Annotated in this window: 13 protein-coding genes; 7 read left to right on the top strand and 6 right to left on the bottom strand. The window is 42.8% G+C overall.

What is annotated here, in order from left to right; genetic code table 11:
- Positions 1 to 73: 73 nt before the first annotated feature.
- The 5 genes from csy2 to cas1f all read right to left on the bottom strand — a co-directional run bounded on the left by csy2 (position 74) and on the right by cas1f (position 7104).
- Entirely contained in the window at positions 74 to 1048 is a 975-nt protein-coding gene (gene csy2 / locus BLQ60_RS01755; protein WP_092615083.1) for a type I-F CRISPR-associated protein Csy2, read from the bottom strand.
- Positions 1048 to 2424, bottom strand: a complete 1377-nt coding sequence (csy1, locus tag BLQ60_RS01750) for a type I-F CRISPR-associated protein Csy1 (RefSeq protein ID WP_092615999.1) — start codon at positions 2422 to 2424, stop codon at positions 1048 to 1050. Before csy1 ends, csy2 begins: the two co-directional genes overlap by 1 nt.
- A gap of 270 nt (positions 2425 to 2694) precedes the next feature.
- Complete coding sequence (gene cas3f, locus BLQ60_RS01745) at positions 2695 to 5289, bottom strand: type I-F CRISPR-associated helicase Cas3f (protein ID WP_378235138.1); 2595 nt, start codon at positions 5287 to 5289, stop codon at positions 2695 to 2697.
- On the bottom strand, positions 5279 to 6142 hold the full coding sequence (locus BLQ60_RS14245; RefSeq protein ID WP_378235137.1) for a P-loop NTPase family protein: 864 nt from the start codon (positions 6140 to 6142) through the stop codon (positions 5279 to 5281). The genes cas3f and BLQ60_RS14245 overlap by 11 nt, the downstream gene beginning before the upstream one ends.
- On the bottom strand, positions 6142 to 7104 hold the full coding sequence (cas1f, locus tag BLQ60_RS01740) for a type I-F CRISPR-associated endonuclease Cas1f (RefSeq protein ID WP_092615080.1): 963 nt from the start codon (positions 7102 to 7104) through the stop codon (positions 6142 to 6144). The genes BLQ60_RS14245 and cas1f overlap by 1 nt, the downstream gene beginning before the upstream one ends.
- 300 nt (positions 7105 to 7404) lie before the next feature.
- On the opposite strand from cas1f, the gene rraA reads away from it, so the two are divergent.
- Together rraA and BLQ60_RS01730 are read left to right on the top strand one after the other, a co-directional pair.
- Positions 7405 to 7908: a ribonuclease E activity regulator RraA gene (gene rraA, locus BLQ60_RS01735; protein WP_092615077.1), complete on the top strand. Its 504-nt coding sequence runs from the start codon at positions 7405 to 7407 to the stop codon at positions 7906 to 7908.
- A gap of 45 nt (positions 7909 to 7953) precedes the next feature.
- The gene (locus BLQ60_RS01730; protein WP_092615074.1) at positions 7954 to 8745 is read left to right on the top strand and encodes a glutathione S-transferase N-terminal domain-containing protein; all 792 of its coding nucleotides are present in this window, start codon (positions 7954 to 7956) and stop codon (positions 8743 to 8745) included.
- Between the two features lie 191 nt (positions 8746 to 8936).
- Here the strand turns inward: BLQ60_RS01730 and BLQ60_RS01725 are convergent, their stop codons facing one another.
- On the bottom strand, positions 8937 to 9911 hold the full coding sequence (locus BLQ60_RS01725; RefSeq protein ID WP_092615070.1) for a LysR family transcriptional regulator: 975 nt from the start codon (positions 9909 to 9911) through the stop codon (positions 8937 to 8939).
- Positions 9912 to 10002: 91 nt separating this feature from the next.
- Here BLQ60_RS01725 and BLQ60_RS01720 point away from each other — a divergent pair, with 91 nt between their 5' ends.
- The 5 genes from BLQ60_RS01720 (at position 10003) to BLQ60_RS01700 (ending at position 14838) form a co-directional block, all read left to right on the top strand.
- Positions 10003 to 11238, top strand: coding sequence for an acyl-CoA dehydrogenase family protein (locus tag BLQ60_RS01720; protein WP_092615067.1), 1236 nt, complete (start codon positions 10003 to 10005; stop codon positions 11236 to 11238).
- A gap of 80 nt (positions 11239 to 11318) precedes the next feature.
- Complete coding sequence (locus BLQ60_RS01715; protein WP_092615064.1) at positions 11319 to 12428, top strand: phosphotransferase family protein; 1110 nt, start codon at positions 11319 to 11321, stop codon at positions 12426 to 12428.
- Positions 12429 to 12473: 45 nt separating this feature from the next.
- A complete protein-coding gene (locus tag BLQ60_RS01710; protein ID WP_092615997.1) occupies positions 12474 to 13172 on the top strand; it encodes a histidine phosphatase family protein in 699 nt (232 codons plus the stop codon).
- A 44-nt stretch (positions 13173 to 13216) separates the two neighbouring features.
- Positions 13217 to 13960 (top strand): SDR family oxidoreductase, encoded by a 744-nt coding sequence (locus BLQ60_RS01705; RefSeq protein WP_092615061.1) that lies wholly within the window; start codon positions 13217 to 13219, stop codon positions 13958 to 13960.
- Positions 13961 to 14079: 119 nt separating this feature from the next.
- On the top strand, positions 14080 to 14838 hold the full coding sequence (locus tag BLQ60_RS01700) for a Nif3-like dinuclear metal center hexameric protein (RefSeq protein ID WP_092615995.1): 759 nt from the start codon (positions 14080 to 14082) through the stop codon (positions 14836 to 14838).
- Positions 14839 to 14846: the final 8 nt, after the last annotated feature.

Genomic DNA, 14846 nt, shown 5'->3' with positions numbered 1-14846 from the left:
ATTGGTTTGTTTACAAAATTATGATTGGGGTTGTTGTACCAAAAATAAGGTACTGTGGTTGGTTGGTATCGCTTTATACAAATTCAAAAGGATCACTTTGGCGTACCAAATACAGCGACTTTTCAGCATCATGTTCGTACCGCCAAAATGCCGTAGAGATTTGATCATTTGCTTTAAGGTGATATGGATACAGCCACTTCCCTAAGCCATAGATGGCTTCAACATATTGGCTTGGATATTCTGGATTTCGTACATTTTGCATGACACCAGCATCAAAGCACTCTGAAATACCCTGATAGCCAATAGGCATCGGCACAAGCCAACCGTAGCCAGTTTTGGCAGAAGTTGCAGACCATTTTACGTCGCCATTTTCTGTGGCTTCGGGAATATGGTGAATGGTACAGACATCAAGTAATGCATCTAAAGCCGTTGCATTAGGATATTTGTCTTGGAATGTTTCAATGATTTGTGCAAAGTCATCTTGAGCGTCCATCAAAACAAACGCAGGCATCAACGATGGAATCACATCATCGAGCTGATGACTTTGAAAAAATTCTACAGGCTTGTATTTTGAGAGACCATGCACACTGCCACCTGCGATGCGTTGTTGTTGAATCCATTGGGTGGTTTGATTGACTAATAGGTGACTTTGTTCATCACTCAGATGTGCCGTACCAAGCACTTCAACCACAAAAGACATGGTGAGATGACATTTGCCTTCTTCGATAATTGATGCAGTATCACCATTTTTCTTAAGTGGGTTGCGTGTTTGGTTAAAGGTGTAGTTACTATATTTGCTTGAACGATAGACTTGTGGCTGACAATCGTGGCAAGCGAGTAGAACACCACTCAGTGAAAATCCTTTAAATACCTCATGTGCCTGTAACTTGCGAGACATGGCGTGGAATGCACCTAAAAAACCTGTAATCGCAGGGAAGCCGTAGGTGATTGGACTGGAGATACTATTGGCGCCAGTGATCTGTACTTGACGAAATAGTATGTAGCCAACTGTTTGCGCTAACTCATTTTGATGTTGTTGATCTTGCATTAGAAAATCCCTCGACCTTCACGTTCGTATTGTTTTTTCAAGGCTTCAATTTCACGTTTCCACTCCTTGTGTTCTGCTTGGGAAAAATCCGAGGCTTGCTCAGGAAATTCTTGTTTAAGCAAAGCATTTAACCAATCAGCAAAGTGATTGATAATGATTTCGTGCCAGTCATCTTTTGCTTGCTCAATGGCAAATTCCTGTTCATCAGGCAGGGCAGCACGCTTTGGATCAAGCCAGTATTTGTAAGGCATATCGAGTGCAAAATCTTTTGACCAACCTGCAGGTAATGTCGTGCGAATGCTATGCACTAAAGCAAAAAGAATATGTAGTACGTTATCAATTGCTTCTTTACGTGTATCACGCACATCGACCGTATTCTTAATTTTTTTCATCACACCAAAAATATCTTGAATTGCTTCTCGTGCTGGATAAATCAGTGCATTATTATCAAAAATCGAACGCTTAAACTTAGATAACCTAAAGTTGAAATCTCGTCCGATCATCGGTGGAAGTGAAGGTAATAAATAATTGCGTCCGCCTTGCTTACTCATCAGTTGGCTGACGTTTTGTGGTTTTGTCCCGCCGAGTTTTACCGTCGCCAAATTAAGCATACTGACATAAGGTCTTTGCTCAGCATTTTTTTTAAAACGGTTTTCTAGAGCAGATTTATTTTCTTCAGAATAGCGTAATTGATTGATTCGTTGATAGGTTTCAAAGGTCAGCACCGAAGGATATAGTGGAACAATGGCAATGTATTTTAAATCATCAATATTTGAGCAATCGTAAGGATTCATCGCCCACAATGTCTGCTTATTACGCTCGTGGCTACTTGGTTGATCAATACTACTCTGCAATGTATCTTTAAAAACTGCATGATAATTCTGCGCTTGCTGAGGATTACTTGCTAATGAATCAATAAAGTCACTATTGTCACTCAAAACTAAATCACGAATCTTGATGCCGTCACTCACCTGAAAATCAAAAAAGGTGGCTAAGGGCAGGGCGGCTGCACTACCATTGGCATCCAAATACTCACTTTGAACGGAATGTGTGCCGACAATCGATGACGATAATTCGTGGTTCGGTTTAAAAGTGACGTTATCACCTTTGGCATCGGGATGAACGCCCTTGCTAATGTGTGTCCCGAAGTTGAGCTGTTTTGCCATACGATTGACCGCATCATCTAGCCAAGCGTCACGCTGATATTTCTCTTTGATTTCAGTAATACTTGTTTCTAATTCGGTAATTTTTACGGTGTCGCCATCTTCTTTTGCTTTAGCAAGTTGCTTTTGTTCAGTTTCCGACTTTTTCATAAACTGACTATGTAAAAAGTTGGGAATAGCAGATTTTGCTTGTTCGGACGTTTTTTCATTCATTTTATTTTTCACCATTTCAATGATCTTTGAATCATAGTAAAGCATAAATCAAAAAACACTCCATACTATTTATAGTATTTAAAAAAATAAGTTGTTAATAAATATTTCATTAATGTTGGACGAATTAAATGTATATCAGTAATATTCAAAACCTACCTCAGTGGTAGCTTAGAAAATACTATTTATAGTATTCTCCGTTCCCCACCGCACAGGTGGCTTCGCTAAAAGGCATGAGGTCAGACTTCATGCCTTTCTCCTTTGTGTCAAAACTCATTGCCTGATAAATCCCAAATATTCACTAAATAACCAGCCACGACTATTTTGCTTATCTATTCGATCCAAAGATACGCTGGCATAACGGATCGCCATGCTATTGATGCTGTATTCAGGTTCGTGCTGTTGTAGGTTCAGCAAGGCTTGCTCAAGTGTGGTATTGAGCCATGGGCTGATTTGACTGTGCTCAAAATCAAAGTCGAGATTTTTAAAAGATTGATTTTGCGGTGTAGAGTCGTTGAGTGTATTGGCATAGACATCTTCGGCATAGTAAGCATCAAAACCAATTGGACTTTCCTCATTCGGGATGACTAACCAATCTTCTTGTGCAAAACCAGCATTATCTCGAAAAGAGCTCAGCTGTTGCAGATGTGTGTTGGCTCGATGTGAGGCGCTGTGATCTTGCCAGTAAGCATTAACATAGTTGGTTTGGGCATTATTCATGACATTCGCCATGACACGATGCTCAAGCTCAGCAAGACTTTGAATGGTATTTTGCGTATTACTTTTTAGATTTTTATCTTTAGCGATGCGTGGTTGTGCATCGACTTTTTTCAGTTGAGCTTCGCTGACTAAATCACATAAATCATAGCTATGCGGTTTTAATTTAAGTGTTTCAAAACCTGGACGCACAAAGACAGGCATTTTTTGCGATTTGCCTTGGTTGCGTAGATGCCGAATGTTGTATTGCATAAGCAGAATATTGGCATTCATGGCAATTTTCTCAGGGCGGTGTCGCCAAACACGTCCTGCAAGTTGTATGATTGAACGCATCGAACTTGGTTCAACAATCGCCCAATCGTAATCGTGATCCCGTCCCACTTCGGCAACAGGCGTTGCCAACACGATAAAAAGATGATTTGTTACATCGCTTTTGGCTAAAGCATTTTGGATTTCAGAATGTGAAAATATGCGATTGGGCTGTGATGAGGAACGTTTCAAGATACGGTCAAGACGATTTTCCAGAGCATTACGAAGCACTAATAATTGCTTGGAATGATAACAAGCCAAATGAATATGTGTGTCAGTTGGAATATTCGATTGTGCAAAGAGCTGTAGGGCAATTTGTGTCAGTTGGCTGATATTGGCGATACGCACCAAGCCAATGCTGATACGCTTGGTAGAAACCTCATCGACCTGATGATGCTGTTCATGCAGTTGTATCGCACCTTGTATGATGGATTGACCAAGTTCAGCATAAAATTGGGCTTGTTTCTCATGATGATATTTTGCTGTAATTGCTAAAATTTCTGCTTGGCGACGAACAGGCTGTACTTTTAAAAAATCGATGCGTTTGGCAATGAACTTTTCATGTGCTTGATTAAATGTACTTATGTCTGCACATTGTACGCTCATCATGGCTTTTTCTTGCTCATCAAACCATGCACAAACAACAGTTGGCGAAGATTTATTTTGACTCTGATTAAATAAATTCCGACCTGCAAGATAGGCGTGATACAAACCTGAAATCAAATCAGGTGTCAGTGTGGCAGAGGAGAGCAATACCCGAGAACCAAATACGCCTGCCAAGTGAACTAGCCGAGCGAGTGCAGGCAAATCATTTTGGTCAAAATCATCTGGCTCATCTAAAATCAAATCACTACTGAGTAAGCGGAGCATTGGCGCAATGAATTTCCCACCACGTTTGCATTCACTGGCTTGAATGATATGATCAACCGTGCAAGTGACAATCGGTGAAAAGAGCAAACGGCGTGCTTTGTTATCGGTCAATATCGTATCGATATTGAGTTCGCTATAATCTTGATAGTCGATGCTTGAATCGAGCCATTCTTCGATAAGCTCCTCACTGGATTCACTACCAAACACAGGTGAAGTATGTTGTGATGATTCAGCCTCATTAATAATTTCAATATTTTGTTTATCCTTTTGGTTGTATTCAAAAAGATTTTTATTGGCTGTACCACCAACGAGTATCGCAAGCTGTTCATCATTCAGATTTAAATCTTGGCGAAAACTTTGCCCAGTCTGTAAAGTGAGTACACGTAGCCCTAATGCAATGGTAAATCTTGCGCCAACTTTCGGATCGGCGAGTCCGTACATGATGCGTGCATTGCCAATGGTTTTACCGCAACCTGTTGACGCCATATTTACGCCAAAAAAACCATCGGTTTGGCTGGCTTGTTGTAATGATTTTGCCAGTTTAAACGCATGATTTTGCCATGCAAATCGTTCAATCGATGTATTCTTCTCAAGCGCTCGATGTTTTTCAAGCGTTGGCATCTGCGTGGCAATATTTGGCAAATGACGTGCAAATTTGGCTGTAAACGTGGCAACGCCGATCAGGTGTTCATCTAATGGTTGCTTGGTTTCTCGTGTTATTTTATCTGTATTGGCTGACAGAGTTTTAAAATCCTCAGCGCCCTCAACACGACGGCTGTCCGTATCAGCTAGGCTAGAATAATTATGGTCTCCAATCATCAAGGAAAGTCTGGAGAGATAAAGTAAAAAGGTATCTTGTATCGGCTTTTGTTGCTCGGTGGCTTCTTGGCTAATCTTCATTAAATTAATGTCTGTCAACGCTTTATTTGACCAACGCTTGATATGCTTTTGCCATGCTTTGCTAAAAACCACCAGTTGCTTGAATTGCCAAAAGTTTTGGCATAATTTCGTTTTGACTCTTATCCTCTAAAGTCCGTGGATTTTTCACCCAAAAATCAACTGGTCTGAGTTGTTGATAAAATCCACTCAAGGTGCTATTGATTGCAATACGATCATTTTTAAGTCGAATAATTTCACTTGGCTTATAAAATGTTTCGTGTACTGGCGGTAAACGGTGATGCGTCACGATTAGCCAAGCCACCCACTGCGCAAGTGGTGGCAAAGTCGCAATGTTGGTTTTATCGGGATTGCATTGCTTAAATCGTTGTGCAATATCGTTCTCGGATAACCATTGTTCAATATTGAGTAGACGATTTAGCCATGCCTTATCGTCGGGACAATCCGCAATGAGAAGTTCAAACAGCTTGAGTGAAATCCATTCGTGGCGATAGGGATCGCCTATAAACGAACTTGAGGTCAATTTGTTTTGAAATCCAATCGTTGATTTTCCAAGATCGTGCAACAGTGCGGAAAGTGTGGCTATGATTTGAATGCTAGGGGCATATTGCCAATTATTCTCCCATTCATTTTGCAAAATTTTTCGTTTGGTGGAGTTCACAGGCACTACACCTTCACTATTAAATTTACTTCGATTGCCCACCACCCATAGCAATTCACTACGCCGTCGCCCACGTATCCAGTGACACGATACCGCAGTATTTTTAGTAGCGGTCTGACGGAGCAGTTTCTTCAGTGCAAGCAAGCCATCTTCGGTAATCACGGTCTGCCACGTATTATCTCCAATCCGATCAGCAAAGGCATCGAGCACACGTCGAGTGCGTGCTAAGGCTTTCTTTTCACATTGGCTAATCAAGGTCACGATCATCAGTCATGCACCCCGCTTGAGAATGTGTTTAGCGATTGCGTTTTGACTTGATCGAACATAACGTCGAGACATTTATGTTCGGTGAATTTCTGTAGGATTTGCTGGCGGAATTCTTGTTCTTTCATGCCTTCTTTGGCACAGAGAAAGGCGTAGGGGAGCACCACAGCATCTTTGACCAAATCTGCGACATCAAATACCAATGCGCCACGCCGAGTTTTACCGTGCATCACTGCAAAGCCATGCGGAATGCCAAGTACCCACAGTGTGGTTGCAGCGAGTCCATAAGCGAGATAATTCCCATGATTGAGAAAATCATTGGCAAGGTCGCCTTGTTCAGGATGACGCTCAAAAGACATCTGGCATCGTGTGGCGGCAATTTTATACAGTTGTTTAGTGGTCTGTGCCTCGGCGAGCAGTAAATCCGCCACCTTGCTCATGCGTGGGATTTTATTACGGTAGCCTTGCAAGGCATTTTGAATGTCTTGATCATCCAGATGAAAGCCTTCTGCACGGAGGTCACGATCTTTTGCCCAAACTTGTTGGATATAATCCAGTCGGGCATGCTGGAAGGCTTTGGCGACTTCAAGACGCTTCGCCTCATCGAACCAAAACGATAACCAGCCTTGCACATATTCGGTTGGACGATATTCACTTTGAGGTGTCAGCCATTCGATCTCTGCACCTGAGAATAATGGCGTCCCACCACCACCGCAAAAGCCGACCAAAACACCTGCACTACATAGCATACGCATCGCCGCATTGGTGATTGAGGTACCTGTACCAAGCAAAATCACCGTGGTATTGGCGATGGGAATATTCCAATATTGATTTTGATTTTTTTCTTCGGTGAGATAGAGCACACGACCGTCTTTTTGCATGACACGGCAGTATTCGAGGTAGTACAGATTGGCACGTTTGGAGTGCAGAATGGCTTTTAAGTCGCTTGGATTGAGTTGTTCCATCTTATTCCCCAGCTTTAATCTTCGATACTTTAATTTTCCGATATTTAAATTTTCCGATACTTAAATTTTCGATTTTGTTCATATATTGCATTTGATATTGATACTAGCTGAATAGACTGTTTGAAGAAAGTGGTAAAAATTCATTAACGACATGCTGTGTCGTTTATTTTTTTTACAACTGATCGAGGTTTGTGACCGATCAGAAATTTGCAAATTTAACCTGCAATGGTATAACTAGAATCTATTGATATGTTCTCTTAATATTTCATCAAAAATAATTGCAGATAACTGGAGTCGAATATGAGTGTTGCTTTTGTGACGTGTGATCTCTTGGATGATAACGAAGATAAAGATTTACAGGTGGTTTCTCCCTCGATCGATGGTAAATTTTTCCGTAGTTTCGGCGCACGCAAGACCTTCGGTGGTCAAGTGGTCACAGTGAAATGTTTTGAAGACAATTCACGTGTCAAAGAGCTCTTAGCAACCGATGGCACTGGCAAAGTGTTAGTGGTGGATGGTGGTGCGTCGATGCGCTGTGCCTTGATGGGCGACATGATTGCCGAGTCAGCGGTGAAAAATCACTGGAATGGTGTAATTATTTACGGCTGTGTGCGTGATGTCGATGCCATTGCAACGCTTGATTTAGGTGTGCAAGCACTGGCGTGTATTCCACAAAAAAGTACCCGTAAAGGCGTCGGTGAAACAGGTTTGACCTTAGCATTTGGCGGGGTAAGCATTGCTCAAGATGATTATATCTATGCTGATAATAATGGCATCGTGGTTGCCAAAGAAGCATTGATTTAACACATTTATTTGCAAAAATCATGGATTGAATAGGGCTACAACATCATGAAAAACAATACTGGAAAACGCCATCGTACCAAGGTTTATCAAGCCTTAGCATCGACTTTTGTGACTTTACCTCGGGGCGTGATGGGCACGGCTTTCCCCAAGCAACCTGAGAAGCCATTAAAGCTCTATGAGTTTGAGGCGTGTCCATACTGCCGTCGGGTTCGGGATGTGATTACTCGGCTCAATCTCGATGTGGAAATTTATCCGTGTCCAAAAAATGGCACACGCTTTCGTCCAATGGTGCAGGCGTTGGGTGGGCAGGCGCAGTTTCCATTTTTGATTGATGAGAATACTGGCGATCAACTGTATGAATCCAAAGCGATTATTGAACATTTATTTGCTAATTATAGTCGTAAAAGCAAGGTGCCGTTAAGTTATCAATTCCTGCCGCCATTTGCGTTGGTCGGTGGCTTGGCGACAGCGGTGAATAGTTTTGATGGCATGACGGCGAGCGCAAATAATGTCAATCGTGAAGCACCTGAACAGTTGTTAGAGTTGTGGAGCTTTGAAGCGAGTCCTTTTGCACGGATTGTGCGTGCTAAGCTGACGGAACTGGAAATTCCCTATAAATTGCATAGCGTGCCGAAAGAGCGTTGGCAAGATCAAGGGCCAGCCAATGCACGACTAAAACCTGGCAAATATGAACCGCTTGCAGATGGTAAGCGTGCGCAAGAATTGGCGAAGATGCAGGGCAAAATGCAAGTGCCATTTTTGATTGATCCAAATACAGGTGTGGAGATGTTTGAATCTCGGCAAATTGTAAAATATTTGAACAAGCAATATGGTTAAATCGTTTTCTAACAATCGTTGAAATGAAACTGTCTCAAAATCCAATTTTCAACCCCACCTAACCTCCCCTTAAAAGGGGAGGAATTTTTACTATTTGATATTATTAAGTGGTCTTCCCGATGTGAAGGGGTTTTATAGTTGAAATAAGTGTCAATCAATTTCAGGACTAGAGACGTACATCACATATCCATTCAGATCAATTGCGCCAGTTTTAAGATTTCCGCACGTAAAAATTGATGTCGAGGATTGTGTGCCAAATCCTGATACCAATACATGCCAATATCAATTTTAGGTAAGGCAATCGGCAGTTCATGCACATGAATGCTATCGGCATAGTGCAGATTTTGCAAAATCAATTTTGGAATGGTCAACATCGCCTCAGGATGTTGTGCCAAGACTTGCAAAGCGGTGGAATAGTGTTGACAACGCAGTAGAATCTGTCGTGAGAGTTGTTGACGATTCAGATCAATATCTTCCACCAATTGCCCAGTGCGCCGTGAGGATACGCCGATATGCGGTGCATTGAGATAGATGCTTTTATTGACATTTTTCTGCTGACTACACACCACAAAATGATCTTCAATCAAAGATTGATAATGAATATTGCTTGGACAATGCTGTTTCAGGTCAATCACAAAATCCGCTTGCTGAATGCTGAGATCACTAAACATGGTTTTGCGATCGAGCTTTGCACTCAAGAATTGAATCTTTAAATCCAGACTGTGGAAATGGGCGAGCAACTTTGGAAAGATGATCGGTTCAATCTCGTCATGTACAGCAATTTTTAAACTGTGAATGGCTTTGGGATCGAAACTATTTTGTGAAGTGGCAATATTTTGAATGGTTAATAATGCCTGTTTGATTGGCGTGTAAATCTGCTCAGAAAATGGCGTCGCCAACATCTTGTGTCCAGCTCGGATAAACAGCTCATCACCAAGCTGTTGCCGTAGACGTTGCAGGGCATGACTGACTGCAGATTGACTGATACACAGAATCAGCGCGGCTTTAGAAATGCTTTTTTGCTCAAAAATGGCGATAAACAAAGGATACAAGTTAATATCGACACGATGAAACTGGCTAATGTCTAGGTTGTCATTAGCTTCTAGGTTATTAGAGTCGCTGGTTTGTTCTTGGTGGTTTAGATTGTTACTATGAATTTTATTCATAATCTTTGTGTCAATTAAATCATTTCATTCATAATAATTATTTGCGTATGCTATGGCAATAGACAATACAAATTCGCAAAGGATTTCCACCATGTATGAGCTCTCTGATCGCGCCAAAGACTATATCCAACGTACAGAACAATTTATCAAAGATGAAATCGAGCCAGTCGAGGCAGATTTTTGGCATGACGTACATCGTCTCAATGTCGATGGCGATTGGACGAAATGGCAGTGGCCAGCGATGCTGGAAACCTTAAAAGCCAAAGCCAAAGCCGCTGGACTGTGGAATATGTTCTTACCTGATGCAACATTAGGTGCAGGGCTGTCGGTACAGGAATATGCACACATTGCTGAGCGTACAGGACGCAGTTTGATTGCGCCAACCGTATTTAACTGTAATGCGCCTGACACGGGCAATATGGAAGTGCTTTGGCGTTACGGTAGTGAAGCGCAACAGGAACAATGGCTCAAGCCTTTACTTGCAGGTGAGATCCGTTCGGTATTCTGTATGACTGAGCCAGATGTTGCTTCGAGTGATGCCACCAATATGCAAGCCACTGCGGTGATCGAAGGCGATGAAATTGTACTGAATGGTCGCAAATGGTGGTCGTCAGGTTTGGGTGATCCAAATGCCAAAGTGATTATTTTTATGGCGCATACCCCTGATGAATCCAAAGATCGTCATCATCAGCATTCCATGGTCTTAGTGCCAGTGAATACGCAAGGCGTGAAGATTGAGCGCATGTTGCCTGTGTTTGGTGACTACGATGCACCGCATGGTCATGGTGAAGTGAGTTTTGATAATGTACGTGTACCTGTGGCGAACTTTATCGGCGGTGCAGGGCAAGGTTTTGAGATTGCACAAGGTCGTCTAGGACCTGGACGGATTCATCACTGTATGCGTTGTATCGGTGCGGCGGAAAAGTCATTGGAACTGATGATTGATCGAGGTATGTCACGTAAAGCCTTTGGTAAAGAATTATTAAAGCTAGGTGGCAATCTAGAACGTGTTGCAGAAGCACGTGTTGCGATTGATCAAGCCCGCTTGCTGACCTTATACGCAGCCTATAAGATGGATAAAATGGGCAATATGGCAGCGCTGACAGAAATCTCTGCGATCAAAGTGGTTGCGCCAACAGTACTACAAAATGTGGTGGATATGGCGATCCAAATTCATGGTGGTGCGGGTGTTTCTAAAGATACACCACTGACCGCATTCTATGCGCAGGCACGTGCACTACGTCTTGCGGATGGACCAGATGAAGTGCATAAAGGCATGATTGCCAAATTGGAATTGATGAAACGAGGCTATGCGTCTCGACGCTAAACAATGTAAATTATTGATGTAAATGGCGAATTGAAAAAGCGCACAATTGGAAAATTAAGCAGTTGATAAAGGATAATTTCATGGCAATCATCGATATTGGTGGCAATGTCCGAAACGGTGAAGAACTTGATATACAAGCAGTAGAAACATGGCTTAAAAATCAACAGGTTGATTTGCAAGGTCAAGTGCAAGTCACGCAATATTCGGGCGGTGCATCCAACTGGACTTATCGCCTGAAGTACGACAATGTGGATTTGATTCTGCGTCGCCCACCGAAAGGCACCAAAGCCAAATCGGCGCATGATATGGCACGTGAATATCATGTGCAAAACAATCTCAAACCTTTCTATCCAGTGCTTCCTGAGATGGTGGCGCTGTGTCAGGATGAGTCGGTGATTGGCTGTGATTTCTATGTGATGAAGCGCATTGAGGGCATTATTCCTCGTGCCAATTTGCCCAAAGAAATTGACTATACTGAAGCCGATGTGCGCCAGCTCTGCATCAATGTATTGGACAAATTGATTGAGTTGCACCAAGTGCCATATCAAGGCACCGCCTTAGAACAACTGGGCAAAGGCGATGGTTATTGTCGTCGTCAAGTCGAAGGTTGGGATAAGCGCTATGCCAAAGCCCGCACCAAGAATGTCCCATCGTTTAACTACGTGCGTAAGTGGCTCTTGGCAAATATTCCTGCGGATACCAAGACTTGCGTGATTCATAACGATTGGCGTTTTGACAATGTCATTCTTGACCCACAACATCCGACCGAAGTGATTGGCGTATTGGACTGGGAAATGGCAACACTTGGCGATCCGCTGATGGATTTGGGTTCAGCATTGGCGTATTGGGTGGAAGAAAGCGACAATAAAATTTTCAAAGCCACACGCCGTCAGCCGACCAATCGCAAAGGCATGTTTAGCCGTCAGCAAGTGGTGGATTATTATCTGCAACAGACAGGTTTAACGCCTGAGAATTGGGCATTTTACGAAGTGTTTGGTTTGTTCCGTTTGGCGGGTATTGCACAGCAGATCTACTATCGCTATTACCACAAACAAACTGATAATCCAGCCTTTAAAAATCTATGGATCGTGATTCATGCCTTGCATGTGCGTGCGTTAAAATTGATCACCCAACAAAAAGTGGCTAAGCATCCGATTGGTAAGCAAATTTTACAGCGAATTAGTAAATAAATCAGGCAATAAATGAGTGTAGCGGATATAAAAGGTAGCAAAAGTATGACCACGATTTATCTGATTCGACATGGACAAGCCTCATTTGGTGCCGCCAATTATGATCAGCTCTCAAGCAAGGGCGAGCAACAAGCGACTTTGCTTGGGCAGTATCTTGCCAAAATTTTAAAAGAACAACCTATGGCGTATGCAGGGACGATGCAACGCCATCAACAGACTGCACAGCTTGCCTTAGCAGAAAGTTTCCCAGAGCTTGCGGTGAATAGTGATCAAGGTTGGAATGAATTTCATCATCAGCAAGTCTTTGCCAAATTTGATGAGCGCTTTAACCAACCTGATGAGTTGAAAATGGCGATTTTACAAGAGAAAAATCCACGGGCGTATCTGGCAAGCATCTTCGATCAGGCGATTGAGCGCTGGGTCGGCAATGAATTTGATCATGAATATGACGAGTCTTGGACGGCATTTTCGACTCGGGTGAATGGGGCATTTGATGCTCTATGTGCTGATTTCGCAACGAAAAAGCCACGTTATGCGGTGGTGTTTAGCTCAGGTGGTGTGATTTCCACCATCGTCGGACATCTACTTGGACTGGATGCGAAAAGTATTTTTCAGCTGAATTGGTCGATTGCCAATACCTCGATCACTACCATTCGCTTAAAAGGCAACGATCGACAGCTCCTCAGCTTAAATGAACATCACTTTATCAAAGCAGAAAATGCAGATTTACTGACGTGGATTTAACTGAATATTTTTAAACAAAATCATTGAAATTTAAGGATCAAATCATGGCAAAAACAATTTTAATCACAGGTGCAAGCTCAGGACTTGGCGCAGGAATGGCACGTGAGTTTGCCAAAAAAGGCTATAACCTTGCGATTTGTGCACGCCGTCAAGAGCGCCTAGATGCACTGAAACAAGAGCTGGAAAGCCAATTCGGCATCAAAGTCATTGCTAAAACCTTAGATGTTACTCACTATGATGATGTCTTTACCGTATTTAAAGCCTTTCAGGCGGAATTTGGGCACCTAGATCGCATCATCGTCAATGCGGGTGTGGGTGAAGGTCGTCGCATTGGCAAGGGCAACTTTGCCATTAACCGTGCTACGGCAGAAACCAACTTTATCTCAGCGCTTGCGCAGTGCGAAGCTGCAGTGGAAATTTTCCGTGCGCAAGATGCAGGACATTTGGTGGTGATTTCATCAATGAGTGCGGTACGTGGCTTGCCAAAACATTTGTCGACCTATGCGGCGAGTAAGGCTGGTGTTGCGCATCTTGCCGAAGGCATCCGAGCAGAACTGCTCAATACACCGATCAAAGTCTCTACCATTTTCCCCGGCTATATTCGTACTGAGCTGAATGAGGGGGCGAAAAAACTACCTTTTGAAGTGGATGAGAAAACAGGCTGTAAAATCTTGGTGAAAACCATTGAAAGTGAACCTGTCAAAGCCTACGTGCCAAAATGGCCATGGTTGCCACTTGGTTTGGCGATGAAAGTCTTGCCACTACGTATTGTCAATAAGTTGAGTTAGTCTTGCAGTCATTTTCACTTTGATTTTCAGCGAGCCTTGATCGGTATGCAGGTTTTACTTTAAGACAGACGCTTATTATTGTTAGACTATCAGTAATATAAATGAGTTTGATGGAAACAATGGCAACACTGACAGAAATATTGGCGTGGTGCGAACAGACTTTACAGGTTTCGCAGTTTAAAGATTATTGCCCAAATGGTTTGCAAATCGAGGGCAAAGCTGAAGTGCAAAATTTGGTCAGTAGCGTCACGGCTTCTCAAGTGGCGATCGAGCAAGCACTAGATTTAAAAGCCGATGCCTTGATCGTGCATCATGGTTATTTCTGGAAAGGCGAGCCAAGCCCATTAACAGGGATTAAAGGTAAACGTATCAAACAACTGATGCAAGCAGATGTATCTCTAATTGCCTACCATCTGCCACTCGATGCACATCCAACACTGGGTAATAATGCGGCTTTGGCAGAATTATTAGGCATTAAAATTACAGGTTCGTTAGACAGTTCAGAGCGTTTCCCAATTGGTAATGTTGGTGAACTGGATGGCGCTTTAACACCTGATCAATTTACTCAGCGAATTAGCGACGTATTAGGTCAACAGCCGATTCATATTGCATCGGGCAAATCGACCATTCAGAAAGTTGGCTTTTGTACAGGCGGTGCGCAGGATTTTCTTTATAAAGTAGCCGCTTTAGATTGTGACGCCTATATCTCAGGCGAGGTCAGTGAACGCACTTATCATGAAGCCTTAGAATATGGCGTGGATTATTTTGCAGCGGGTCATCATGCGACGGAGCGCTACGGCGTACAGCGATTAGCAAAGGCTTTAGCTGAGCAATTCCAACTGACACATCATTATGTCGAATTGCCCAACCCAATTTAATCGCTGTT

Origin of the sequence: Acinetobacter marinus, from assembly GCF_900096915.1 — a bacterium.
Classification (GTDB): Bacteria; Pseudomonadota; Gammaproteobacteria; order Pseudomonadales; family Moraxellaceae; genus Acinetobacter; species Acinetobacter marinus.
This window is presented reverse-complemented; position numbering and strand designations above follow the sequence as displayed.